Below are 24489 nucleotides of genomic sequence, written 5' to 3'. Positions count from 1 at the left end.
GTTCCGTCCTCAGTGGAGAAACGGGATTGGTCTGCCGTACGGTGTGCGCGAAGCCTGCAAAACCTTGCCAATGCCGGGCCCTGTGGTCAAGCGCGGATGCTCCGAAGCTTTTCGGGACGGGCGTCCCACATGTTGGGGTAACCCGATGTTTGCAAACGCTTACTTTGCATAAGCGCGCGACCACTCTGGAGTCACATCCCCTGATCAGGGGCTTGGGGAAATGAAGGTATTAGTTGACCGGATCACGCGATGAGTGCCGTGCGACCGTTTCCTACCTCACCGCGGCTTCCCAAACACGATCTTCTCTGATGAAATCGCGGCCGTGCCGCGCGCGGCGCTGTCCGCTGCACCGGGCACGGGTCGGCGGTTCAGGCGTGGAAGAAACGACGGAGGCGATGTCGTGAGCACCGGACCTACGACCCTGCCCGAGAGCGGCGAGTCGAACGAGCGGGGCCGGCGACGGCTGCCCCGCCTCCGGGATGCCCGGATCCGCTCGAAGCTGGCGCTGATTCTGGTGGTGCCCGTCGCGGCGGTGATCCTGCTCGCCACCATCCGACTCATCTCCACCGGTGAGGGCGCGCTGGAGGCGACCCAGCTGCGGTCGCTGACCGCCCTGTCGATCGACGTCTCGGCGCTGACCCAGGACCTGCACAAGGAGCGGATGGCCGCGGCCACCCTGCTGGCCCGTCCCGGGGAGAAGGGCCGGGTCGACGAGTTCAACCTGCGGGTCCGCAGCACCGACGCGCGCATCGAGGCGTACAACGCCGAGCGGGCCGGCATCGGCGAGGTCCCGGCCGACGTGCGGGACCGGCTCAAGGTCATCGACGACCACCTGAAGACGCTGAACAGCACCCGCCAGGAGGTGCTGGACCGCAAGCAGATGCCGGTGGCCGAGGCGTCGCTGCGCTACGGCGTCATCGTCACCGACCTGGTCTCCTACAACGACACGCTCGCCCAGCTGCCCGGCCAGGAGGCCCTGGCCGACAACCGCCGGGCGGTGGCCGCGTTCGCCCACGCCAAGGCCGCGGTCGCCGAGGAGCAGGCCGTCGCCTACACGGCGCTGTCCTCCGGCCGGCTCGACGAGGAGCAGTTCTCCTCCTTCGTGGCCACCCTCACCAGCCAGCAGGAGGCCCTGGTCTCCTTCTCGCTGTCGGCCGACCCGGCCCAGCGGGCCCTGGTCGACGGCACCGTCTCCGGCGACGCCGTCGTGCTCGCCGACCGGGTGGCCGCCGACCTGACCCGGTCGGTCGGGCAGACCCCGCTGGTCACCGCCGCCGACGTGTCCGCCTCCGTCGGCTCGGTCAACGACCTGATGCGGTGGGCGGAGATCCAGCTCCAGCGGCGGCTGCTCGACCAGACCGAGCAGGCCCGCGCGGACGTCATCCAGCAGGCCGTCATCGAGTCGGTGCTGGTGCTGCTGACCCTGATCATCGCCGTCACGCTGGCCGTGGTGCTGGCCCGCTCGCTCAACCACTCGCTGCGCCGGCTGCGCGAGGGCGCGCTGTCGGTGGCCAACCACGACCTGCCCGACGCGGTGCAGCGGCTGCAGTCCATCGGCAACGTCGGTGACGGCGGCGTGGAGGAGATCGTCCGGCAGGTCCGGGACCCGATCAAGCTCACCAACCGCGACGAGGTCGGCCAGGTGGCCCTGGCGTTCAACGTCGTCCACCGGGAGGCGGTCCGGGTCGCCGCCGAGCAGGCCGCGCTGCGCACCAGCGTCTCCGCGATGTTCCTCAACCTGGCCCGGCGCAGTCAGACGCTGGTCGACCGGATGATCGGCGAGCTGGACGCGATCGAGCGCGGCGAGGAGGACCCGAAGCGGCTCGCCCAGCTCTTCGAGCTGGACCACCTGGCCACCCGGATGCGCCGCAACGACGAGAACCTGCTGGTCCTCGCCGGTGCCGACTCCGCCGTGCCGCGCCGCGACGACGCCCTCCTGATCGACGTGCTGCGGGCGTCCCAGTCCGAGGTCGAGCAGTACAACCGCATCGAGTTCGGCACCGTCGACACCGACATCTCGGTCGCCGCGCACGCGGTGAACGACGTCGTCCGCCTGGTCGCCGAGCTGCTCGACAACGCCACCCGCTTCTCGCCGCCGAACACGGTGGTGGTCGCCGACGGCCGGCGGATCCGCGACTACGTGCTCATCCAGGTCGAGGACCGGGGCCTCGGCCTCACCGACGAGCAGCTCGACTCGCTCAACCGCCGGCTCTCCGCGCCGTCGACGGTGGACGTGGCCGCGTTCCGGCTGATGGGTCTGGCCGTGGTGAGCCGCCTCGCCTCCCGGTACAGCATCCGGGTGGAGCTGCGGCGCAACGTGGAGGGCGGCACCGTCGCCCAGGTGACCCTGCCCGCCTCGACCGTCGTGCTGCCGTCGCTGCGGGGACGCGAGCCGGCTCCGGCCCCGCTCACCCCGGCACGCCAGCCGGCCGCGGTGGAGCAGGCCCCGCCGAGCCCGGCCAGCTTCGGTGAGCCGGCGACCGCCGGCCGCACCGCCACCCTGACCGACCAGTGGCGCACCGCGGCGCCGACGCCGGCCCGGTGGCAGGTGCCCGGCGACGCCCGGGACGCGGCGCCGGCCGCGCCGTTCGGCAACCCGACCGTGTCCCAGCCGACGATCCCGACCGTGACACCCGTGTCGCAGCCGCCCGCCTCGCAGCCGGCCGGGCCGGCCCAGCCGGCGTACGCGCCCGGCGGTGGCGCGATCGGTAGCCCGACCGTGGCGTTCCCGGCGATCGACCCGCTGCCCCGACGGTCGCCGAACGGGGAGTCCGCCCAGCCGGCCACCCCGCTCGCCCCGGCCACCCCGACGGCGTCGTTCGCGCCGGCCGCTCCGCTCGCGCCGGCGACCCCGGCGTCGTTCGCGCCGGCGGCCCCGGCGCTGCCGGGTGGGCCGGTCGCCGGGATGGCACCCTCCGCCCCTTCCGCCCCGCCCGTGTCGGCAGCCCCGGCCACCCCGGTGGTCGCTCGCCCGGCCCAGCAGGCGGAGGCGCCGATCTTCCGCGAGATGGAGGCGGTATGGTTCCGCTCGCACGGTGATGACGTGACCGCGATCTTCCAGCGCCCCAACTTCGACGACGCGCCCGCCCCGGCACAGGCCACCGCCCTGCCGCAGGCCACCGCGCCGGCGCAGGCCACCGCCCCGCCGCGGGCTCCGCTGCCCACCCGTACCCCGGGGGCCACCGCCACGGACGGCCCGAGCGCGACGACCGCGCCGCCGGCCAGCACCATGCCGGTGGCACCGCCCCCGCAGCCGGTCGCCTCCGCGACCGGCGGGCCGGCGGCACCCACCCCGCCGCCGGCGGTGGACCCGGAGGCGTGGCGGACCGCCGCCGACGAGGGCTGGTCCCGGGCCAGCCGGGCAGCCGAACCGCCGGCCGCCGGCACCACCCGCTCCGGTCTGCCCAAGCGGGTGCCCCAGGCCCAGCTCGTCCCCGGGGGGATCGAACAGAAGAGCGGCCGGGACCGCAGCCGGCGCACCCCCGACGAGGTACGCGGCCTGCTGTCGGCCTATCACCGCGGTGTGCAGCGGGGGCGGACGGCCGGCGGGGCGGACCAGACCAGCAATTCGACCAAGGAGACGAGCCGATGAACAGGCCAGCGGCCATGCAGGACATGGGTTGGCTGCTCACCAACTTCGCCGACAGCGTGGCGGGCATCGCCCACGTGGTGGCGGTGTCCGCGGACGGGCTGCTGCTCGCCTCGTCCCGGGACCTCCCCGCGGACCGGGCCGACCAGCTCGCCGCCATCACCTCCGGCGTGGTGAGCCTGACCGAGGGCGCGGCCCGCATGTTCAGCGCCGGCGGGGTGCTCCAGACGGTCATCGAGATGGACAGCGGATACCTGTTCCTCATGTCGATCAGCGACGGCTCGTCGATGGCGGTGCTCGCCGCCCGCAGCTGCGACGTGGGGCAGGTCGGCTACGAGATGGCGCTGCTGGTCGAGCGGGTGGGCGCTGCGCTGGTGCCGCTGCCCCGCGACGCGGTGCGCGCGTAGCGCGGCCGGGCTGCACGGACAGATGACCAGACGTCGAGCGACGACGTCGACCGGGAGGAGGTGATCGCGGATGGACCAACGACGGGAGGACCCGCGCGGCGCGCTGGTGCGTCCGTACGCGGTCACCCGGGGCCGTACCGAGCCACGCCAGGACATCGCGCTGGAGGCGGTGCTGACGGCCAGCCCGACAGCCGTCGCCGAGTCCAGGTTCGCCGGTCACGACAAGCACCGGATCGCCACGATCTGCGAGGGTCGGCCCCAGTCGCTGGCCGAGGTTGCCGCGTACACCCGGATGCCCCTGGGTGTCGCCCGGGTCATCGTCGCCGACATGGTGGCCGAGGGCCTGCTGACCCTGCATACTGCCGCTCCCGCCGAGGGATACGAGGAGCGGATGGAAATTCTTGGAAGGGTGCTAAGTGGACTTCGCAGGCTATGACCCCGCCGGGGCGCGCCGCAACCGCGGGATCACCTCCGCGAAGATCGTGGTTGCGGGCGGCTTCGGCGTGGGCAAGACGACCCTGGTCGGCGCGGTCTCGGAGATCACTCCGCTGACCACCGAGGCGGTGATGACCTCGGCCGGCGTCGGCATCGACGACCCGTCGAAGGTGCCGGGGAAGCAGACGACGACGGTCGCCATGGACTTCGGCCGGATCACCATGGCCGAGGATCTGATCCTGTACCTCTTCGGCACGCCCGGCCAGACCCGGTTCTGGTTCATGTGGGACGAGATCATCAAGGGGGCGGTGGGCGCGGCGGTGCTGGTCGACACCCGCCGGATCACCGACGCGTTCGCTCCGCTGGACTACTTCGAGAACCGCCGCCTGCCGTACGTGGTGGCGCTCAACCGGTTCGACGGGGCCCCGCAGTACGAGCTGGAGGAGGTCCGCGAGGCCCTCGCCATCTCGCCCCAGGTGCCCCTGATCATGACCGACGCCCGGCACCGCGAGCCCGTCAAGCAGGTGCTGGTGACGGTCGTCGAGCACGCGATGATGCGCCTGCAGGCCGAGCACGGCCGGGGCTTCCCGACCCCGGTCGGCTGACGTCGGAAAGGCTGGCGGCGGTCCGGGTCGTCCGGACCGCCGCCAGCGCCGTCTGGCGGCCCCCTGCCTCGCAGGGCCGGCCGGGCGTGGCGCTGCCGCGCGGGTCCGGTTTGTCGTTACGGGCGCGACCCTCCGCGTTCACGTTCGCGGGCCCACGCGTGGGCCCGCGCCCCACACCGCCTTTGACCTGCGGCAACATACGCTTCTCCAAGATATTGACGCAGCGTGACCAGTGCGCCACGGCACGCTCGACACAGGAGGAGCACATGCGCAGAGCCACAGTGGTGTCCGCCGTCGTGGCGGGCGCGGTGATCGGCCTCGCCGGCCCGGCCCAGGCCGCCGGCCTGGACCCGCAGACCCGCCGCAACGCCCTGACCGCGATGGAGGGCGAGGCGTACGCCCACGCCAGTTACCTCGCGTACGCGCAGGAGGCGGAGCGGACCGACCAGGAGGGCATCGCCAGCCTGTTCCGCGCCACGGCGGAGACCGAACGCTACGACCACTTCGCGGCCGAGGCCGAGCTGATCAACTTCGTGCACGGCAACCAGGCCAACCTGCGCGACTCGATCTCCGGTGAGGAGCACGAGGCGACCGTCGTCTACCCGTCGTACGCCGAGCAGGCCCGCCTGGACGACTGCCCCGAGGCGGCCGACCTGTTCACCGAGCTGGCCGGCGACGAGGCCACGCACGCCGCGCGGTTCCGGGTCGCGCTGGAGGCCCTGCTGAACCCCGGCGCGGGCGTCGTCGTCCCCGTCGGCGAGGTGGTGCCGCCGGTGCCCATCGTCCGCAGCACGCCGGCCTGCTCGGGGCGGACCGAGGACAACCTGAAGACCACGCTGCGCGGCGAGGCGTTCGCCAACGCGAAGTACACCCTCTACGCCGAGAACGCGCGCGCCACCGGGCAGCGGCGGCTGGCCCGACTCTGGGACAACACCGCCGGGCAGGAGCTCGGCGAGCACTTCGCCCAGACCGCCATCCTGGCCGGGCTGGTCGGCGGCGACGCCGACAACCTGCGCACCTCGATCGCGGGGGAGGAGCACGAGGCGACCACCATGTACCCGACCTTCTCCCGGCAGGCGGCGGCGGCCGGCGACGACCGGGCGGCGGCGCTGTTCGCCGAGATCGCCCACGACGAGGCCGACCACGCGTCGGCGTTCCTGCGGGCGCTGGTCGACCTCTCGCTCGGCGGGTCGGGCGGCGAAGAGGCGAAGAAGGGCGGCCGGCAGCCGACGAGCCCCAAGGTTTGACCGGGCCGGGCGCGGCGCCCCCGAAGGCGGTGCGGGCCGCCGGGGGTGCTGCGGGAGACACGATCGATGGCCGGCTGCGGTGCACTCGCGTCGGCGTGTCGTGTCCCGGAGGCAGCCACCGTTCCCGGCCCGGTCGGCGCACCTCGCCGCCGGCAGCCCCACCGGCCAGCCGGCCCCAGCGCAGGCCGGTCAGTCGACCCGGAGGCGGTAGCCGCGCTTCACCACCGTCTGCACCACCCGGGGGGCCTTCAGCCCGGCCCGCAGCCGGGCCACCGCCATCTCCACCGCGTGCTCGTCCGCGCCGCGCGGCAGCGTCCGCAGCAGGGCGGTGCGGGACAGCACCCGACCCGGTGAGGTGGCCAGCGCCCGCAGCACCGCCATCGGCGCCGGGGCCAGGGGGCGCAGCTCCCCGTCGACCACGGCCGCGTGCCCGCGCAGGGTCAGCAGGTGCCCGGCGGCCTTGATGCTGACCGTACGCCGGGGCAGCTCGTCCACGATGGTCCGGACCAGCGCGCCCAGCCGGGCCCGGCTCGGCGCGCTCACCGGCACCCCCCGCCGCACCAGCGGCTCGGCGGTGACCGCGCCCACGCAACTGGCCAGCACGTCGCCGCGCAGCGCCTCCAGCACCGTTTCGGTGCGGTCCCCGGCGGCGCGCAGCAGCGCCTCGGCCGCCGGGGCGGAGGTGAACGTGACCGCGTCCACCAGCCGGCCCGCGACCAGGTCGATGAGCCGGTGCAGCGGCGCGGGATCGGTCGGCGGGGCCCACCGGTACACCGGGACCTCGATCACGGTCGCCCCGGCGTCCTCCAGCGCGCTCGTGCACTCGGGCTGCCGGTCGCCGTGCAACTGCATGGCGATCACCTGCCCGGCCACCCCGCGCCGCACCAGGTGCTCGACGACCTCCTCGCAGCTCTCCGAGTCCGGCGACCACTGGTCGTGCAGGCCGGCGGCGCGGATCGCCCCCCGCGCCTTGGGACCCCGGGCCACCACGTACGCCTGCGACAGCACGCCGCGCAGCGGCTCCGCCAGCCCCCAGCCCTCGGCCGCCTCCAGCCAGCCGCGCATCCCGATGCCGGTGTTGGCCATGAGCACGTCCGGCGGGCGGGCCAGGCACTCCCGGGTCGCCTCGCGCAGGTCCGTGTCGTCGGTCAGCGGCACGATCCGCAGGGCCGGCGCGATGACCACCCGCGCGCCGCGCCGTTGCAGCAGGGCGGCCAGCTCGTCGCGCCGGCGGTCAGCGGTGACCCCGATGGTGAAGCCGGCCAGCTCGTCGGCCATTCACCCCTCCCGTCTCAACCGCACCTCGACCAGGCCGTCCCGGCAGCGCACGTCGTGCCGGGGCACCGCCACGCCGGGCAGGTCCAGGCAGGCGCCGGTGCGCAGGTCGTACACCTGCTTGTGCAGCGGGGAGGCGACCGTCGGCGTGCCGCCCCGGCTGCCCACGATGCCCCGCGACAGCACGTACGCGCCGCCGACCGGGTCGAGGTTGTCCAGGGCGAACAGCTCGTCGCCGGCGCGGAACAGGGCGACCTGCGCCCCGTCGACCAGGGCCGCCACACCCCGCTCCGGCTCCAGCTTCTCCAGCGGGCAGACCGGGCTCCAGCCCTGCGTGTCCGCCGCCGGGCGGCGCGTGTACGTGTCCGTCGCGATGCTCATCGCCGTACCTCCGGGAGGCCGAGGGTGACCGGTTGCCGGCGGCGGGCGGGCGCCTCGCCGTCGGGTGCCGCTGCCGCCGCGACCGGCCGGGCCCGGCCGGCGGGCACGGGCTGGCCGCGTTCGACGGCGAAGGTGATCGACGGGTCCGGCACGTCGGGCGCGTTGACGAACGACGAGAAGCGGCGCAGCCGCTCCGGGTCGTCGAGCACGTCGCGCCACTCGTCCGAGTACCCCGCCACGTGCCGGGCCATCTCCGCCTCCAGCTCGGCGCAGAGGCCCAGCGAGTCGTCCACGATGACGGCGCGCAGGTGGTCGAGCCCGCCCTCCATCGCCTCGATCCAGGCGGCGGTGCGCTGCAACCGGTCCGCCGTGCGGATGTAGTACATGAGGAACCGGTCGATCAGCGGGATCAGCTCCGCCGTGGACAGGTCGGTGGCGAACAGGTCGGCGTGCCGGGGCCGGAAGCCGCCGTTGCCGCCGACGTAGAGGTTCCAGCCGGTGTCGGTGGCGATGATGCCGAAGTCCTTGCTGCGGGCCTCGGCGCACTCCCGGGCGCAGCCCGACACCGCCGACTTGAGCTTGTGCGGGGCGCGCAGCCCCCGGTAGCGCAGCTCCAGGGCCACGGCCAGGCCGACGGAGTCCTGCACCCCGTACCGGCACCAGGTCTCGCCGACGCACGACTTCACCGTGCGCAGCGCCTTGCCGTACGCGTGGCCCGACTCGAAGCCCGCGTCCACCAGCCGCCGCCAGATCTGCGGGAGCTGGTCGACCCGCGCCCCGAACAGGTCGATGCGCTGCCCTCCGGTGATCTTCGTGTAGAGCTTGAACTCCTGCGCCACCTGACCGATCACGATCAGCTTCTCCGGGGTGATCTCGCCGCCGGGGATCCGGGGCACCACCGAGTAGCTGCCGTCGCGTTGCAGGTTCGCCAGGTACGCGTCGTTGGTGTCCTGCAACGACGCCCGCTCGCCGTCGAGCACGTGCCCGGTGCCCAGCGACGCGAGGATCGAGGCGACCACCGGCTTGCAGATGTCGCAGCCCCGGCCCCGCCCGTGCTCGGCGATGAGTCGTGAGAAGGTGCGGATGCCGCGCACCCGCACCACGTCGAACAGCTCCTGCCGGCTCAGGTCGAAGTGCTCGCACAGCGCGGTGGACTGCTTCACCCCCGCCGCGTCGAGCAGCTGCTTGAGCATCGGCACGCACGACCCGCAGCTCGTGCCGGCCCGGGTGCACGCCTTCAGCGCCGGCACGTCCGCGCAGCCGCCGGCGATCGCCGCGTCGATGTCGTCGCGGGTCACCGCGTTGCACGAGCAGACCTGCGCGCTGCCGGGCAGCGCCCCGGCCCCGGCCGCCGCCCCGCCGGCCGGGGCCAGCAGCGCCAGCGGCGCGGCCGGCAGCGGCCCGCCGACGCTGGCCCGCAGCGTCGGGTAGGCGCTCGCGTCCCCGACCAGCACGCCGCCGAGCAGCGTCTTCGCGTCGTCGGAGAGGACCAGCTTCGCGTACGACCGGGTCGCCGGGTCGGTGAACGTCACGTCCAGGCTGCCCTCGGTGGTGCCGTGGGCGTCGCCGAACGACGCCACGTCCACCCCGAGCAGCTTCAGCTTCGTCGCGGTGTCCGCGCCGGGGAACGTCGCCGCGCCGCCCAGCAGCCGGTCGGCCACCACCTCCGCCGTGGCGTACCCGGGGGCGACCAGGCCGTGGCAGACCCCGTCGACGGCGGCGCACTCGCCGACCGCCCAGATCCGCTCGTCGCCGGTGCGGCACGTCGCGTCGACCAGCACCCCGCCGCGCGGGCCCAGCTCCAGGCCGGCCGCGCGGGCCAGGTCGTCGCGGGGCCGGATGCCGGCCGCCACCACCACCAGTTCGGCGTCGACCGTGCGGCCGTCGGACAGCTCCAGCGCGGTCACCGCGCCGTCCGCGCCGGGCCGCAGCGCGGTGGTCGCCACCCCGAGGTGGGTGGTGACCCCCAGCTCCTCGACGTAGCGGCGCAGCATCGCCCCGCCGGCCTCGTCGACCTGCACCGGCATCAGCCGGGGCGCGAACTCGATCACGTGGGTGGCCAGGCCGAGCAGGCGCAGCGCGTTCGCCGCCTCCAGGCCGAGCAGGCCGCCGCCGATCACCGCGCCGACGCGCCGGCCCCGGGCGTGCTCCCGGATCGCCTCCAGGTCGTCGAGCGTGCGGTAGACGAACACCCCGGGCAGGTCCCGGCCCGCCACCGGCGGCACGAACGGGTACGAGCCGGTGGCCAGCACCACCGCGTCGTACGGATGCTCGCCGGTCGCCGTGACCACCACCCGCCGCTCGCGGTCGATGGCGGTGGCCGGCTCGCCGAGGCGCAGCTCCACCCCGTCGTCGGGGGTGTGCAGGTTCAGCTCCTCGGCGGACACCCCGTCGAAGAACGCCGACAGCCGCACCCGGTCGTACGCGGGCCGGCGCTCCTCGGCGAGCACCGTGACCTGCCAGCGGCGGTCGGTGTCCCGGGCGCGCAGCGCCTCGGTGAACCGCTGCCCCACCATGCCGTTGCCGATGACGACCACCCTGCCGCCGGTGGCGGCGTCGCCTCCGGCGGTGCCCGGCCCTGTCGTGTCGCCGTTCATCACGCCACCTCCACGCGGTCGTGTCGCGCCCTCGGGCTGTCGTCGTCGGTCGGGTCCGCCGGTTCGTCGGCCGCCGGGTCGACCTCGGCGAGCCAGCCGACGATGCCGGCGAGGGCGTCGCGGCACCCGCCGCAGCCGGTGCCGGCCCGGGTCGCCGCCGACATCGCCGCGACCGTCCGGGCCCCGGCCCGCCAGCAGGCCACCAGCGCGCCCTTGCTGACGTCGTTGCACTGGCACACGGTGGCCGCGTCCGGCATCAGCGCCGGTGACGCGGCCGGGGCGGTCGGCGCGCCGCCGAGCGCCCGGCCCAGCAGCAGCGCCCGCCGGTCGGACGGCACCGGCGCGCCCCGGTCGAACAGCTGCACCACCGTGCCGACGGCCGGGTTGTCGCCGAGCAGGATCGCCCCGGTCAGCCGCTCGTCGCGGATGCGCAGCCGGGCGTACGTGCCCCGGGCCGGGTCGGCGAAGGTCAGCTCCTCCACCGGTCCGTCACCGGCCCGGTCGCCCCCGGCGGCGGTGTCGCCCATCGCGGCGAGGTCGATCCCGGCCGCCTTGAGCCGGGTCACCGCCGGCCGGGGCCGGTACGCCGCGTGCGCGTCCGCGCCGCTGAGCAGCTGCGCCACCACCCGGGCCTGCGCCCAGGCCGGCGCGACCAGCCCGCTGGGCGTGCCGTCGTGCTGGGCGCAGTCGCCGATCGCCGAGACGTGCGGGTCGCTGGTGCGCAGCCGGTCGTCGACCACGACGCCCCGCTGCACCGCCAGCCCCGCCGCGGCGGCGAGGGCGGTGTCGGGGCGCACCCCGCAGGAGAGCACCAGCAGGTCGGCGGCGAGCGACGAGCCGTCGGACAGGTCGAGCCGGACGCCGTCGGCGTCGGCGGCGAGCCCCGTCGCGGACGCGCCGAGGTGGGCGCGTACGCCGAGGTCGGCGAGCGTGCCGGCGAGCACCGCGCCGGCCGTCGGGTCGAGCTGCCGCTCCATCAGGTGCCCGTTCGGGTGGACCACCGTCACGTCCAGCCCCCGGGCGGCGAGCCCCCGGGCCGCCTCCAGCCCGAGCAGGCCGCCGCCGAGCACCAGCGCGCGGCGCGCGCCCCGGGACAGGGCCAGGATGCGCCGGCAGTCGTCCAGGGTGCGGAACACGGCCACCCGGTCCGGCAGGCGCGCGGGGTCCAGCCCCGGCAGCGGCGGCACCACGGCCCGGCTGCCGGTGGCGAGCACGAGGTGGTCGTACCCGATGCGCTCGCCGTCGCCGGTGCGCACCTCGCGGGCGGCCCGGTCGATCGCGGTCACCGCGACCCCGGTGCGCACGTCAACGCCGTGCCCGGCGGCCTCGGTCAGCTCCACGTCCGGCTCGTCGACCTTCCCGGCCAGCAGGGTGGAGAGCATGATCCGGTTGTACGCCCGGTGCGGCTCCGCGCCGAGCACGGTGACCTTGCGGTCCCCGGGGTGGGCGTGCAGCTCGGCGGCGAGCCGCGCGCCGGCCATCCCGTAGCCCACGATCACGACGGCGGTCATGGCTGAGCCCTCTCCACCCGGACGGCGCAGATCTTGAACTCCGGCATCCCGGAGACCGGGTCGACGGCGTCGTTGGTGACCGAATTGGCCCGCGCGGCCCCGCCCCAGTGGAACGGCGCGAAGACCGTGTCGGGGCGGATCGTCGGGGTGAGCCGGGCCGGGGCGCGCAGCTCGCCGCGCCGCGAGGTGACGCGTACGTCCTCGCCGTCGCCGACGCCGAGCCGGGCGGCCAGGTCCGGGTGCAGCTCGACGAACGCACCCGGCGCGGCCCGGCGCAGCGCCGCAACCCGGCGGGTCTGCGCGCCGGACTGGTACTGGGCGAGCACCCGGCCGGTGGTCAGCCGCAGCGGATACTCGGCGCACACCTCCTCGGCGGCCGGCCGGTGGTCGACGGCGCGGAACCGGGCCCGCCCGTCGGGGGTGGGGAACGCGTCGGCGAACAGCCGCGGGGTGTCCGGCGCGTCCGCATCCGGGCAGGGCCAGAACACCCCGCCGGTGGCGTCGATCCGGTCGTAGCTGACCCCGGCGTAGTCGGCGACCCCGCCGGCCGAGGCCCGGCGCAGCTCGCCGAAGACCTCCGCCGGGTCGTCGCCGAAGCCCGCCTTCGCGCCGAGCCGGTCGGCCAGGTCGGCGATGATCGCCAGGTCGGTCCGCACCCCCGGCGGGGGCGTACGCACCGCGCGGCGGCGCAGCACCCGGCCCTCCAGGTTGGTCATCGTGCCGTCCTCCTCGGCCCACTGGGCGGTGGGCAGCACCACGTCGGCCAGTTCGGCGGTCTCGGAGCGCACCAGGTCGGCGACGACCAGCAGGTCCAGGTCGCGCAGCCGGCCCTCGACCCGGGCCGCGCGGGGCGCGGACACCACCGGGTTGGAGCCGAACACCAGCAGCGCCTTCGGGCCCGCCGGGGTGCCGAGGGAATCCAGGAGCTGGTACGCGGGTACGCCCGGCCCGGGCAGCTCGTCGGCGTTCACCCCCCACACCCCGGCGACGTGCGCGCGGGCCGCCGGGTCGGTGATGCTGCGGTAGCCGGGAAGCTGGTCGGCCTTCTGGCCGTGCTCCCGCCCGCCCTGGCCGTTGCCCTGGCCGGTGAGGCAGCCGTAGCCGGAGCCGGGCCGGCCGGGCAGGCCCAGCGCCAGGGCCAGGTTGATGAACGCCGTGACCGTGTCGACGCCCTTGGCGTGCTGCTCGGCCCCCCGGGCGGTGAGGATGATCGCGCCGCCCGCCGTCGCCAGGGCCCGCGCGGTGGCCTCCAGGTCGGCCACCGGCACGCCGGTCAGCCGCTCCACCTCGGCCGGCCAGTAGCCGGCCACCGTCCGCCGCACCTCGTCGAAGCCGGTGGTGCGTTCGGCGACGTACGCCCGGTCGACGTAGCCCTCGGTGAGCGCGATGTGCAGCAGCGCGTTGGCCAGCGCGAGGTCGGTGCCGGGCACCGGTTGCAGGTGCAGGTCGGCCTGCCGGGCGGTGGCGGTGGCCCGGGGGTCCACCACGATCAGCGTCCCGCCGGCGGCCTGCTGGTCGGCGACGTGGCGCATCAGCGGCGGCATCGTCTCGGCCGGGTTCGCGCCCACCATCAGCAGGGTCCGCGCCCGGCCCAGGTCGGCCAGCGGGAACGGCAGCCCCCGGTCGACGCCGAACGCGCGGTTGCCGGCCGCCGCCGCCGACGACATGCACCAGCGCCCGTTGTAGTCGACGTGCCGGGTCCGCAGCGCCACCCGCGCGAACTTGCCCAGCGCGTACGCCTTCTCGTTGGTCAGCCCGCCGCCGCCGAAGACGGCGACCGCGTCGCGGCCGTGCCGGTCCTGGACGGCGCGCACGCCCCCGGCGACCCGCTCCATCGCCTCGGCCCAGGACGCCGGGCGCAGCTGCCCGGTGCCGGCGTCGCGCACCAGCGGGGTGGTCAGGCGGTCGGGGTGGTCGAGCAGCTCGGCGGCCGTCCAGCCCTTCTGGCAGAGGCCGCCACGGTTGGTGGGGAAGTCCCGGGGAAGGACCTCGACCCGCCCGCCGGTCTCGCGCAGCGTCATGCCGCACTGGAGGGCGCAGTACGGGCAGTGCGTCGCCGCCTCCCGGGGGGAGCCCCCCGGGGCAGTCGCCGGTCGCGCACCGTCTGTCATGTCGGCAAAGCGTGCCGCCGGGCGGTTTCGGGTCAGCGTCCCGTTTGTTTCGGTCCTGTCAAGAGCACCTCACACCGCACAGGAGAAACCCGCCGGACCTCCTGTTCGATCATCCAGGGCTGCCGGATCAAGGGGAGCGGGCGCCCCTTCTCGTGCCACATAGGGAGCTGAGTCACCTACGCCATCACGGCCGACGGATGATCCTCGTCGGCCGTCGGTCCATCGGTCCATCGGTCGGTCGTCGGTCGGTGGTGGGCATCGGGTCGAGGGTCGAGGGTCGCGGCTCGTCGGCAGTGTGGATCGGGGTGGGCCCTGATGTCGTATTCGACTCAGCTGCCTAGTGGCGACAGGAAGCCCTTCCGGCCAGACCCACCTCTCGACGGCGCGAGCTTTTCGCCGGTGCTGATGGCCCGGGGCAAGGGGATGACCTGTGGTCATACCGGGAGTAGGGTGGGTGGCATGACTGCGAAGGTGACACTCTCGTTCTCCGACGACACGATCGAGGAGGCGCGCCGGTTCGCCAAGCGCGAGGGGCTGTCGCTCTCCGCCTGGATGGACCAGGCCGCCCGGGAGAAGGCGCTGCGCGAGGTCTTCACGGCGCACGCCGACGCCGTCAACCGGGCCGGGCTCGACCTGGAGACCGCCGCCGTCGCCGACGCACGCGAGGTGGCGATGGTCGACGACGTGCTCTTCGGCGGGCGGCCGCGTGCTGCGTAGGGGAGAGGTCTGGCGCATCTCCGGCGCCCGGGAGCGGCTCGGGCTGGTGATCAGCTCCGACGTCTACAACTCCACCGACGTGCCCATCGTGATGGTCGCCGAGGTGGTCGAAGCGGCGCTGCTGCGCGACTCGCCGCTGGCCGTGCCGATGGGCGGGCACGTGGTGATGCCCGACCGGCTCTCCTCGCCCATGAAGCAGTGGTTCACCGAGTGCGTGGACGTGGCCGACGCGGACACCATGCAGCGGGTCGCCCGCGCGTTGCGTATCCTGCAACAGCTCTGACCGCACCCCGCGCCGCTGGCCCCGCCCTGACCGGGATCTCACCATTGTCCCGACCCGCCCTGTGCGGCGGCTGTTGCGTCGGCGACTCCCGCGACGAATCTTCCGGTAATCCCGGCCTCCTAACTTGCTGGCGGAACCGCCCGTCGCCCGTCCCCTCGGCGTCGGGTGACGTGGACGCAGCGCCCGGCCGGGAGGAGACAGCGGATGACCAGCACGGTGGTCGAGACCGAACCCACAGGTGAGATCGACCTGCAACGCCGGCCGGGCCGGTGGATCGGGCACTGGGACCCCGAGGACCAGGGCTTCTGGCGGACCGTCGGCCGGTCGATCGCCCGCCGGAACCTCGTCTACTCGATCTTCGCCGAGCACATCGGCTTCTCGGTCTGGCTGCTCTGGAGCATCGTCGTCGTCCGGCTCGACGACGTCGGCTGGCAGCTCAGCACCAGCCAGGCGCTGTGGCTGACCGCCGTGCCCAGCGGGGTCGGCGCGCTGCTGCGGCTGCCGTACACCTTCGCGGTGCCGATCTTCGGCGGCCGTAACTGGACCATCGTCTCCGCGCTGCTGCTGATCCTGCCCTGCCTCGGCCTGGCGTGGGCGGTCGAGAACCCGGAGATCGGGTACGTCCCGCTGCTGCTGATCGCCGCCACCGCCGGCCTCGGCGGCGGCAACTTCGCCTCCAGCATGGCCAACATCTCCTTCTTCTACCCGGAGCGGGAGAAGGGCTGGGCGCTGGGCCTCAACGCCGCCGGCGGCAACATCGGCGTCGCGGTCGTGCAGTTCCTGGTGCCCCAGGTGGTCGTGCTGGGCGGCGGGCTCGCGCTCTCCCGGGCCGGCCTGATGTACGTCCCGCTCGCCGTCGCCGCGGCCGTCTGCGCGTACCTGTTCATGGACAACCTGGCCGAGGCGAAGGCGGACGTGAAGCCGGTCCTGTCCTCGCTGCGGCACGCCGACACCTGGATCATGTCGCTGCTGTACATCGGCACCTTCGGCTCGTTCATCGGCTACTCGGCCGCCTTCCCCACCCTGCTCAACTCGGTGTTCGGCCGGCCCGACATCGCGCTGAGCTGGGCGTTCATCGGCGCCGGGATCGGCTCGTTCTTCCGTCCGCTGGGCGGGCGGCTGGCCGACCGCATGGGCGGGGCCCGGGTCACCATCGGCAGCTTCGTGCTGATGGCCGTCGGGGCGTACGGCGCGCTCTGGTCGGTGCAGGAGCGCAGCCTGGGCGTGTTCTTCGCCGCGTTCATGCTGCTGTTCGTGGCGACCGGGATCGGCAACGGGTCGACGTACCGGATGATCTCCAAGATCTTCCGGGTCAAGGGGGAAGACCTGGGCGGCTCCCCGGAGACCATGCTGTCCATGCGCCGGCAGGCGGCCGGGGCGCTGGGCATCATCTCCTCCGTCGGCGCGTTCGGCGGCTTCCTCGTCCCGATCTGCTACGCCTGGGCCAAGTCCACCTATGGCGGCATCCAGCCGGCGCTGCGCTTCTACGTCGGCTTCTTCCTGGTGCTGCTGGTGGTCACCTGGGTCGCGTACGTGCGGCCCGGCTCCCGGATGGCCCGCGCCGGAGTGTGACCCTGGTCATGATCGAAACGGGGGGCCGCGCCGGGCGGCCCCCCGTTTTGACCTGCCGACCCGGCCCCGGGTATCGTTGCCTGCTGTTGTACGACATCTAGAGGCGTGCCGCATCAGGTACGCTTGGTCGTTCGTGCGCGCTGGTCCGGCCGGGTTGTCCTGGTCACCTCGGCGCGCGACCCCAGACCGACGACGAGACAAGGTAGACCTGTGCGTACGTACAGCCCGAAGCCGGGTGAGATCGAGCGTCAGTGGCACGTCATCGACGCCTCTGATGTCGTGCTGGGCCGCCTCGCGACCCACGCCGCCACGCTGCTGCGTGGCAAGCACAAGCCGACTTTCGCGCCGCACGTCGACACGGGCGACTTCGTCGTCGTCGTGAACGCGGGCAAGGTCGCGCTGACCGGCAACAAGCGCCAGCAGAAGGTCGCCTACCGCCACTCCGGTTACCCGGGCGGCCTCAAGCAGGTCGGCTACGAGGAGCTGCTCAGCAAGCGCCCCGAGCGGGCCATCGAGCTGGCCGTGAAGGGGATGCTCCCGCACAACAAGCTCGGCCGTCAGCTCATCAAGAAGCTGAAGGTCTACGCCGGTGCCGAGCACCCGCACGGCGCGCAGCAGCCGACGCCGTTCGAGATCAAGCAGATCGCGCAGTGAGCGCGGGCGAAGGAAACAGCATGACCGACATCACCGAGACCGAGGTTGCCCCCGAGGCCACCGAGGCGCCGGCGCCCGTCGTCCGCGCGCCCCGCGGCGACCGCCCGATCCAGACCGTTGGCCGCCGCAAGGAGGCCATCGTCCGGGTGCGCATCGTCCCCGGCAGCGGCAAGATCACCTGCAACGGCCGCGACCTCGAGGCCTACTTCCCGAGCAAGGTGCACCAGCAGCTCATCAAGGACCCGCTGGTGACCGCCGAGAAGCCCGAGGCCTTCGACGTCATCGCCAACCTGCGGGGCGGCGGCACCACCGGCCAGGCCGGTGCGCTGCGGCTCGCGATCGCGCGGGCGCTGATCGTCAGCGAGCCCGACGACCGCCCGGCCCTGAAGAAGGCCGGCTTCCTGACCCGTGACGCCCGGGTCAAGGAGAGCAAGAAGTACGGCCTCAAGAAGGCCCGTAAGGCTCCCCAGTACTCGAAGCGCTGACCAACAGCGGCACGTTGTACTTCTGACGAAACGGCCGGGTCCACCTCTCCTCGCCGGGAGGTGGCCCGGCCGTTTCGCTTTCTCTCTTGCACCATTTCATCGGAGGTTGGCGGGTATGGGCCGGTTGTTCGGCACGGACGGCGTACGCGGACGCGCGAACGCGGATCTCACCCCGGAGCTCGCGCTCGCGGTGGCGGTGGCCGCCGCCCACACACTGGCCGAGACGGACCGCAGCCATCCGCCGCTGGCCGTGGTCGGCCGGGACACCCGGGCCAGCGGCGAGATGCTGGAGGCCGCCGTGGTCGCCGGCCTCACCAGCGCGGGCGCCAACGTCGTGCGCGTCGGCGTGCTGCCCACCCCCGCCGTGGCGTTCCTCACCGCCGAGGCCAAGGCCGACCTGGGCGTGATGCTCTCCGCCTCGCACAACCCCATGCCCGACAACGGGATCAAGCTCTTCGCGGCCGGCGGCCACAAGCTGCCCGACGAGATCGAGACCCGGATCGAGGCGGCCGTCGAGGCGAACGCCGTCACCGCGTGGGACCGGCCGACCGGCGCCGGGGTGGGGCGCGTGCACGACCTGCTCGACGGCGCGGACCACTACGTGCAGCACCTCGTCGGCACGGTGCCGCACCGCCTCGACGGCATCAAGGTCGTGGTCGACTGCGCCAACGGCGCGGCGGCCGAGGTCGCGCCGGTGGCGTACCGGGAGGCGGGGGCCGAGGTCGTCGCCATCCACGCCGAGCCGGACGGCCTCAACATCAACGACGACTGCGGCTCCAACCACATCGACGCGCTGCGCGAGGCCGTGGTCGAGCACGGGGCGCACCTGGGCATCGCCCACGACGGCGACGCCGACCGGTGCGTGGCGGTCACCGCCGACGGGGTCGAGGTCGACGGCGACCAGGTGATGGCGATCCTCGCCGTGGCCATGCGGGAGGCCGGCGCGCTCACCGACGACACGCTCGTCGCCACCGTGATGAGCAACCTCGGTCTGCGGCTGGCCATGTCCGCGCAGGGCATCCGGCTGATCGAGACGAAGGTCGGCGACCGGTACGTCCTGGAGGAGCTGCGCGGCTCCGGCCTCGCCCTCGGCGGCGAGCAGAGCGGGCACATCGTCATGCCGGCCTACGCGACCACCGGCGACGGGGTGCTCACCGGGCTGCACCTGATGGCCCGGATGGCCGCCACCGGCCGCACCCTCGCCGACCTGGCCGCCGTGGTGACCAAGCTGCCCCAGGTGCTGATCAACGTGCCGGTCGGGGACCGCTCGGTGGGCGCCGCCGCGCCGGCCGTCCGGGCCGAGGTCGAGCGGGCCGAGGCGGAACTGGGCGAGACCGGCCGGGTGCTGCTGCGCCCCTCGGGCACCGAGCCCCTCGTCCGGGTGATGGTCGAGGCGGCCACCGAGCAGGCCGCCCGCGAGGTCGCCGAGCGCATCGCCGAGCAGGTCCGCGCCGCCAGCCCCGCCCAGTAGGGGTAAGGAAGGGCCCCTTGTTAACGCTTTCTGCATAGAAGGGGCCCCTTCTCACACCCGCCCGGCGGGAACGCCGGCGTTGTGGTGGCGGGTTCGGGTGCGGGCGGGTCGGGGAGCCCGGGTCAGGTCAGGTCGCGCAGCCGGGTTACGGCCTCCGCGAGCACCTCCGGTCGCTTGCAGAACGCGAACCGGACCAGCCGCCGGCCCGCCTCGGCGTCGTCGTAGAACACCTGCGTCGGCACGGCCACCACCCCGCACCGCGCCGGCAGCGACCGGCAGAACTCGACCCCGTCCCGCCCGCCGAGTGGGCCGATGTCGGCCGTGACGAAGTACGTCCCCTCGGGCGTGAGAACGCCGAAGCCCGCGTCGGTCAGCCCGGCGACCAGCTGGTCCCGGCGGGCCTGCATCCCGGCCGCGAGCTCCGCGAAGTAGGCGTCCGGCAGGGCCAGCGCCACCGCCACCGCCGGCTGCAGCGGCGCGCCGTTGACGTAGGTGAGGAACTGCTTGACCCGCAGCGCCGCCGAGACCAGCGGCGCCGGCCCGCTGATCCAGCCCACCTTCCACCCCGTGCAGGAGAACGTCTTGCCGGCCGACGAGATCCGCAGGGTGCGCTCGCGCATGCCGGGCAGGGTGGCCAGCGGCACGTGCGGCGTGGCGGCGTCGGCGAAGACCAGGTGCTCGTACACCTCGTCGGTCACCGCGTACGCGCCGTGCTCGCGGCACAGCTCGGCGACCAGGGTCAGCTCCTCGCGGGTGAAGACCTTGCCCGTCGGGTTGTGCGGGGAGTTCAGCAGGACCAGCCGCGTACGCGGCCCGAACGCGGCGCGCAGCGCCGCCGGGTCGAAGGCGTACCGGCCGTCTGCCTCGGGCCGCAGCGTCACCGGCCGCCGCACCGCGCCGGCGAGGGCGATCGAGGCCGCGTACGAGTCGTAGTACGGCTCGAAGCAGACCACCTCGTCGCCCGGCTCGCAGAGGGCGAGGATGCTCGCGGCGATCGCCTCGGTGGCCCCGGCGGTGATCACGACCTCGCCGTCCGGGTCGTACTCCAGGCCCCAGAACCGGCGCTGGTGGGCGGCGACGGCGGCCCGCAGCGCGGGAATGCCCGGACCGGGCGGGTACTGGTTCTGGCCGCCGCGCAGCGCCTCGGCGGCGGCGGCGAGCATCTCGGGCGGCCCGTCGGTGTCGGGGAAGCCCTGCCCCAGGTTGACCGCGCCGGTGCGGACGGCCAGGGCGGACATCTCGGCGAAAATGGTCGTCCCGAACGGCCGCATCCGGGCCACCAGCGGATCGACATCGGCGGGCGTCGTCGTCACCCGCGTCAGCCTACGGGCTCGCCCGGACCGCGCCCACCCTCGGCCGGCCGGCGGAGGGTGCCCGGTGGGCCCGCCGAGGGGGTACGGCCGGGTGGCCGCCAGCGGGCACGCGTCGGCACGGTGCCCGGGCGGGCCGGGAGATTCGTCCCCGGAGCGGCCCGCCCCACCAATTCGCTCAAGCTCGATGCTTGTTTACCCGGCTTCTGCGCACGCGTGGTGAGCGAAACTGGGTTAGGCTGCGGACCATGTGTGGAATCGTGGGTTACGCCGGCGCGCGCCCGGCGCTCGGCATCGTGCTCGACGGCTTGCGCCGCCTGGAGTACCGGGGCTACGACTCGGCCGGGGTGGCCGTCGTGTGCGCCGACGAGCTGCTGATGGAGAAGAAGGCGGGCAAGCTGGCCAACCTCGAGAAGGTGCTCGCCGAGCGGGCCGCCACCGACCCGGAGGCCTGCGCCGCCAGCCCGATCGGCATCGGGGACGGCACCACCGGCATCGGGCACACCCGGTGGGCCACCCACGGCGGCCCCACCGACCGCAACGCCCACCCGCACCTCGCCCCGGACGGGCGGGTCGCCGTGATCCACAACGGCATCATCGAGAACTTCGCGAAGCTCCGCGCCGAGCTGGAGGACGACGGCGTCCAGTTCAGCAGCGACACCGACACCGAGTGCGCCGCCCACCTGCTCTCCGCCGCGCTGGCCGACCTGCGCGCCGCCGGCGAGCCCGACGGCCCGCAGCTGCTCGCCGCCGCGATGCGGGTGGTCTGCCAGCGCCTCGAAGGCGCGTTCACGCTGCTCGCCGTCGACGCGGCGGTGCCCGGCGCGGTGGTCGGGGCCCGCCGCAACTCGCCACTGGTGGTCGGCCGGGGCGACGGGGAGAACTACCTCGCCAGCGACGTCGCGGCGTTCATCGAGCACACCCGCGACGCGGTCGAGCTGGGCCAGGACCAGATCGTCCTGATCACCGCCGACTCGATCGAGATCACCGACTTCGCCGGCCTGCCGGCCACCGGCAAGGACTTCCACATCGACTGGGACTCCTCGGCCGCCGAGAAGGGCGGCTACGACTGGTTCATGCTCAAGGAGATCGAGGAGCAGCCGCAGGCCGTCGCCGACACCCTGCTCGGCCGGCTCACCGACAGCGGCGAGATCATGCTCGACGAGGTCCGCCTCAGCGACCAGGACCTGCGCGACGTCGACAAGATCTTCATCGTCGCGTGCGGCACCGCCTACCACTCGGGTCTGGTCGCGAAGTATGCCATCGAGCACTGGACCCGGATCCCGTGCGAGGTGGAGCTGGCCAGCGAGTTCCGCTACCGCGACCCCGTCCTCGACCGGTCCACGCTGATCATCGTGATCTCCCAGTCGGGCGAGACCATGGACACGCTCATGGCGCTGCGGCACGCCAAGGAGCAGAAGGCCCGGGTGCTCGCCATCTGCAACACCAACGGCTCGACCATCCCGCGCGAGTCCGACGCCGTCCTCTACACCCACGGCGGGCCCGAGATCGCCGTCGCCTCCACCAAGGCGTTCCTCACCCAGCTCGTCGCCTGCTATCTCATCGGCCTGCACCTCGCCCAGGTGCGCGGGATCAAGTTCGCCGACGAGGTGGCCGCCGTCGTGGACCAGCTCCACCAGATGCCCGGCAAGCTGCGCGAGCTGCTGGGCCGGATCGAGCCCGTGCGGGAGCTGGCCCGGGAGATCAGGTCCGAGCCGACCGTGCTGTTCATCGGCCGGCACGTCGGCTACCCCGTCGCCCTGGAGGGCGCGCTCAAGCTCAAGGAGCTGGCGTACATGCACGCCGAGGGCTTCGCCGCCGGCGAGCTCAAGCACGGCCCGATCGCGCTCATCGACCAGGGCACCCCGGTGATCTGCATCGTGCCGTCGCCCGTCGGCCGGGGCATGCTGCACGACAAGGTCGTCTCCAACATCCAGGAGGTACGCGCCCGGGGGGCCCGCACCATCGTGATCGCCGAGGAGGGCGACGAGGCGGTCGTCCGCTACGCCGACCACCTGATCCGGGTGCCGCGTACGCCGACGCTGCTCGCGCCCCTGGTGACCACCGTGCCGTTGCAGGTGCTCGCGGCGGAGATCGCGGCGGCCCGGGGCCACGACGTCGACCAGCCCCGCAACCTCGCCAAGTCCGTCACCGTCGAGTAGCGGCCCGGGGCCGGCCCTCCCGGAGCGTCGCGCGCCACCGGCCTGCCCGCCAGGGCGACGGGCCGGCGGCTCGCCGCCTGCGGGAGGGGCCGGTCACCGGCCCAGGACGACGCGGGCCATGCCGTCCAGGGCCGGGTTGGCCGGGTCCCAGTAGCCGGTGTGGCCGTATCGGCCGCTGGGGAAGGTGCGCCCGCCGAAGCCCGGGTCGGCCGGATCGTGGCCGAACCACAGCGCGTGGTCGTCCCGGCCGGTCAGCACGGCCGCCAGCGGACTGAGCCCGCGCAGGACGCGGCGGGGCAGCTCGTCGGGGGCGGGGGCCAGCCGGATCCCGTCGTCGGGCGCCGTGCTCGCCCAGACCTCGCCGCTGGGCAGCCGCAGCCCGTCGGCCCGGTCCACGCCGACGCCCGGCGAGCCGACGAAGACCAGCGCGTCGGCGGCGAGCCCGTGGTCGCGGGCGGCGGTGCCCACGACCAGCGAGCCGTAGCTGTGCCCCAGCACCGTCTGCCGGGCCGGCGGGCCCTCGTGCGTCGCCCGCAGCCCCTCCTGGAACCGGTGCAGCGCCGGGCCGGCGTCCCGGGCCTGATGGGGCAGCACGGCCTCGTGCAGGAAGTCCGGCGCGTCGTAGTCCAGCCAGAGCACCGCCGCGGTGGACGCCGTCGGGTCCAGCGCCGCGCAGCGGGCCTGCACCCGGGCGGCCCGGCCCAGCTCACCCGTGGCGTCGGCGAGGCCGGCGGTCATCCCCGGCACGTAGGTCAGCACCCGGTCGGCCCGGTCCGGGTCGCCCAGCGCCACGACCGTCCGCCCCTCGCCGCCCGTGTCCAGCCCCAGCAGGTACGCCCGGGGCTGCCCGCCGCCGTTCAGCCGGGCCGCCAACGCGTCCAGCCCCGTCAGGGCCCCCTCCACCCGGGCCAGCCCGGCCAGCTCCACCGGCCCGCGCGGCAGCCGGTCGAGCAGCCGGCGGCGCTCGGCCAGCAGCACCGCCCGCCGCCGGTCGACCAGCAGCCGGTTCGCCTGGTCCCGGGCCGCCGCGGGCACCCCGTCGAGGCGGCCGACCAGCTCGGGCTCCCGGGCCACCAGCCAGCGGCGCTGCGCGGGCGTGAGCCCGGCCCACCAGGACCGGACGGTCGCCGGACTGGCACCCGGCGGCGGACGCCAGGGTGGGGGCGGGGCCACCCAGCCCGCGCCGGCCGCCCGGGTCAGCTCGTCGAGCCGGCCGGCGGCCTCCCGGTCGGCCGCGTGGGCCAGTTCCAGGGCCGCTGCCACGGCGGCGGCGACCCGCGCCACGGGGGCGGGCCCGCCGGGCTGCGCCCGCGCCGGGTCGGCGCTCGCCCGGCCCCGCCGGTCCAGCCGCACCCCGCCGGCGTCGGCGAGGGCGACCGCCTCGGTCAGCCGGGCCTTGGCCCGCTGCAACCGCACGGCCAGCTCGGCGAGCACCTGGTCGGTCTCGATCACCGCCGGCGCGAGGGCCGCCAGCTCGGACCGGAGCGCGCCGATCCGCCCGCCCGCCGCCCCGGCCGCAGCGCCCGCCCAGCCGCCCCGCAGCGCCCGGGCCGCCCCGTCCAGCTCGGCCGCCCGCCGGTTGACCAGCCCGGTCAGCCCCCGCCAGGCCGCGCCGGCCGCCGCCCACCGGCCCGGGTCGGCCGCCCACAGCCGGGCGTAGGCGTCGCCCCCGACGTC

Annotated in this window: 19 protein-coding genes; 12 read left to right on the top strand and 7 right to left on the bottom strand. The window is 74.5% G+C overall.

All coding sequences use genetic code 11. From position 1 onward, the window contains the following. Positions 1–400 precede the first annotated feature (400 nt). From LPA42_RS24300 to LPA42_RS24280, 5 genes are all read left to right on the top strand, one after another. Positions 401–3592 carry a nitrate- and nitrite sensing domain-containing protein gene (locus tag LPA42_RS24300; RefSeq protein ID WP_228986888.1) on the top strand — a complete coding sequence of 1064 codons (3192 nt, stop codon included), beginning with the start codon at positions 401–403 and terminating at the stop codon, positions 3590–3592. Then, entirely contained in the window at positions 3589–3996 is a 408-nt protein-coding gene (locus LPA42_RS24295) for a roadblock/LC7 domain-containing protein (protein ID WP_007072984.1), read from the top strand. The genes LPA42_RS24300 and LPA42_RS24295 overlap by 4 nt, the downstream gene beginning before the upstream one ends. Positions 3997–4066: 70 nt before the next feature. After that, on the top strand, positions 4067–4432 hold the full coding sequence (locus LPA42_RS24290; RefSeq protein WP_007072983.1) for a DUF742 domain-containing protein: 366 nt from the start codon (positions 4067–4069) through the stop codon (positions 4430–4432). Further along, positions 4413–5036, top strand: a complete 624-nt coding sequence (locus tag LPA42_RS24285) for an ATP/GTP-binding protein (protein WP_043965589.1) — start codon at positions 4413–4415, stop codon at positions 5034–5036. Before LPA42_RS24290 ends, LPA42_RS24285 begins: the two co-directional genes overlap by 20 nt. A 266-nt stretch (positions 5037–5302) precedes the next feature. Continuing rightward, positions 5303–6283 (top strand): ferritin family protein, encoded by a 981-nt coding sequence (locus tag LPA42_RS24280; protein WP_077938322.1) that lies wholly within the window; start codon positions 5303–5305, stop codon positions 6281–6283. Positions 6284–6472: 189 nt separating this feature from the next. On the opposite strand, the gene LPA42_RS24275 is transcribed toward LPA42_RS24280, so the two are convergent. From LPA42_RS24275 to LPA42_RS24255, 5 genes are read right to left on the bottom strand one after another with little or no spacing between them, the layout of a single operon-like run. Then, positions 6473–7561: a uroporphyrinogen-III synthase gene (locus LPA42_RS24275; RefSeq protein ID WP_077938323.1), complete on the bottom strand. Its 1089-nt coding sequence runs from the start codon at positions 7559–7561 to the stop codon at positions 6473–6475. After that, complete coding sequence (nirD, locus tag LPA42_RS24270) at positions 7562–7939, bottom strand: nitrite reductase small subunit NirD (protein ID WP_077938324.1); 378 nt, start codon at positions 7937–7939, stop codon at positions 7562–7564. Beyond that, a complete protein-coding gene (nirB, locus tag LPA42_RS24265) occupies positions 7936–10536 on the bottom strand; it encodes a nitrite reductase large subunit NirB (RefSeq protein WP_077938325.1) in 2601 nt (866 codons plus the stop codon). Before nirB ends, nirD begins: the two co-directional genes overlap by 4 nt. Further along, the gene (locus LPA42_RS24260; protein WP_077938326.1) at positions 10536–12047 is read right to left on the bottom strand and encodes an FAD-dependent oxidoreductase; all 1512 of its coding nucleotides are present in this window, start codon (positions 12045–12047) and stop codon (positions 10536–10538) included. Before LPA42_RS24260 ends, nirB begins: the two co-directional genes overlap by 1 nt. Beyond that, entirely contained in the window at positions 12044–14158 is a 2115-nt protein-coding gene (locus LPA42_RS24255) for a molybdopterin oxidoreductase family protein (RefSeq protein WP_077938327.1), read from the bottom strand. The genes LPA42_RS24260 and LPA42_RS24255 overlap by 4 nt, the downstream gene beginning before the upstream one ends. A 459-nt stretch (positions 14159–14617) precedes the next feature. Here LPA42_RS24255 and LPA42_RS24250 point away from each other — a divergent pair, with 459 nt between their 5' ends. From LPA42_RS24250 to glmM, 6 genes are all read left to right on the top strand, one after another. After that, on the top strand, positions 14618–14875 hold the full coding sequence (locus LPA42_RS24250; RefSeq protein WP_043965603.1) for a DUF6364 family protein: 258 nt from the start codon (positions 14618–14620) through the stop codon (positions 14873–14875). Continuing rightward, positions 14865–15158, top strand: a complete 294-nt coding sequence (locus tag LPA42_RS24245; protein ID WP_043966519.1) for a type II toxin-antitoxin system PemK/MazF family toxin — start codon at positions 14865–14867, stop codon at positions 15156–15158. The genes LPA42_RS24250 and LPA42_RS24245 overlap by 11 nt, the downstream gene beginning before the upstream one ends. A 204-nt stretch (positions 15159–15362) precedes the next feature. Continuing rightward, positions 15363–16730 carry a NarK family nitrate/nitrite MFS transporter gene (locus LPA42_RS24240; RefSeq protein ID WP_077938328.1) on the top strand — a complete coding sequence of 456 codons (1368 nt, stop codon included), beginning with the start codon at positions 15363–15365 and terminating at the stop codon, positions 16728–16730. Positions 16731–16940: 210 nt separating this feature from the next. After that, the gene (gene rplM / locus LPA42_RS24235) at positions 16941–17384 is read left to right on the top strand and encodes a 50S ribosomal protein L13 (RefSeq protein WP_043965607.1); all 444 of its coding nucleotides are present in this window, start codon (positions 16941–16943) and stop codon (positions 17382–17384) included. A 20-nt stretch (positions 17385–17404) separates the two neighbouring features. Further along, positions 17405–17869, top strand: a complete 465-nt coding sequence (rpsI, locus tag LPA42_RS24230) for a 30S ribosomal protein S9 (RefSeq protein ID WP_043965609.1) — start codon at positions 17405–17407, stop codon at positions 17867–17869. Positions 17870–17984: 115 nt separating this feature from the next. Beyond that, on the top strand, positions 17985–19340 hold the full coding sequence (gene glmM / locus LPA42_RS24225; RefSeq protein WP_077938329.1) for a phosphoglucosamine mutase: 1356 nt from the start codon (positions 17985–17987) through the stop codon (positions 19338–19340). 122 nt (positions 19341–19462) lie between these two features. Here the strand turns inward: glmM and LPA42_RS24220 are convergent, their stop codons facing one another. Further along, the gene (locus tag LPA42_RS24220) at positions 19463–20653 is read right to left on the bottom strand and encodes a pyridoxal phosphate-dependent aminotransferase (protein ID WP_077938330.1); all 1191 of its coding nucleotides are present in this window, start codon (positions 20651–20653) and stop codon (positions 19463–19465) included. Positions 20654–20898: 245 nt separating this feature from the next. On the opposite strand from LPA42_RS24220, the gene glmS reads away from it, so the two are divergent. Continuing rightward, positions 20899–22812 carry a glutamine--fructose-6-phosphate transaminase (isomerizing) gene (gene glmS / locus LPA42_RS24215; RefSeq protein WP_077938331.1) on the top strand — a complete coding sequence of 638 codons (1914 nt, stop codon included), beginning with the start codon at positions 20899–20901 and terminating at the stop codon, positions 22810–22812. Between the two features lie 93 nt (positions 22813–22905). Here the strand turns inward: glmS and LPA42_RS24210 are convergent, their stop codons facing one another. After that, positions 22906–24462 (bottom strand): alpha/beta hydrolase, encoded by a 1557-nt coding sequence (locus LPA42_RS24210; RefSeq protein WP_228986895.1) that lies wholly within the window; start codon positions 24460–24462, stop codon positions 22906–22908. Between the last annotated feature and the right edge of the window lie 27 nt (positions 24463–24489).

This window comes from Micromonospora sp. DH13, assembly GCF_020873825.1.
Classification (GTDB): Bacteria; Actinomycetota; Actinomycetes; order Mycobacteriales; family Micromonosporaceae; genus Micromonospora; species Micromonospora haikouensis.
The sequence above is the reverse complement of the archived record's forward strand: the minus strand, read 5'-3'. Positions and strand labels throughout refer to the sequence as shown.

Bases quoted from the DNA above. Each gene is read 5' to 3' on its own strand.
- nirD (WP_077938324.1), bottom strand. From the start codon at position 7,939: ATGAGCATCGCGACGGACACGTACACGCGCCGCCCGGCGGCGGACACG.
- glmS (WP_077938331.1), top strand. From the start codon at position 20,899: ATGTGTGGAATCGTGGGTTACGCCGGCGCGCGCCCGGCGCTCGGCATC.
- LPA42_RS24260 (WP_077938326.1), bottom strand. From the start codon at position 12,047: ATGACCGCCGTCGTGATCGTGGGCTACGGGATGGCCGGCGCGCGGCTC.
- nirB (WP_077938325.1), bottom strand. From the start codon at position 10,536: ATGAACGGCGACACGACAGGGCCGGGCACCGCCGGAGGCGACGCCGCC.
- LPA42_RS24250 (WP_043965603.1), top strand. From the start codon at position 14,618: ATGACTGCGAAGGTGACACTCTCGTTCTCCGACGACACGATCGAGGAG.
- LPA42_RS24290 (WP_007072983.1), top strand. From the start codon at position 4,067: ATGGACCAACGACGGGAGGACCCGCGCGGCGCGCTGGTGCGTCCGTAC.
- LPA42_RS24255 (WP_077938327.1), bottom strand. From the start codon at position 14,158: ATGACAGACGGTGCGCGACCGGCGACTGCCCCGGGGGGCTCCCCCCGG.
- LPA42_RS24240 (WP_077938328.1), top strand. From the start codon at position 15,363: ATGACCAGCACGGTGGTCGAGACCGAACCCACAGGTGAGATCGACCTG.
- rpsI (WP_043965609.1), top strand. From the start codon at position 17,405: ATGACCGACATCACCGAGACCGAGGTTGCCCCCGAGGCCACCGAGGCG.
- LPA42_RS24280 (WP_077938322.1), top strand. From the start codon at position 5,303: ATGCGCAGAGCCACAGTGGTGTCCGCCGTCGTGGCGGGCGCGGTGATC.
- LPA42_RS24275 (WP_077938323.1), bottom strand. From the start codon at position 7,561: ATGGCCGACGAGCTGGCCGGCTTCACCATCGGGGTCACCGCTGACCGC.
- glmM (WP_077938329.1), top strand. From the start codon at position 17,985: ATGGGCCGGTTGTTCGGCACGGACGGCGTACGCGGACGCGCGAACGCG.
- LPA42_RS24295 (WP_007072984.1), top strand. From the start codon at position 3,589: ATGAACAGGCCAGCGGCCATGCAGGACATGGGTTGGCTGCTCACCAAC.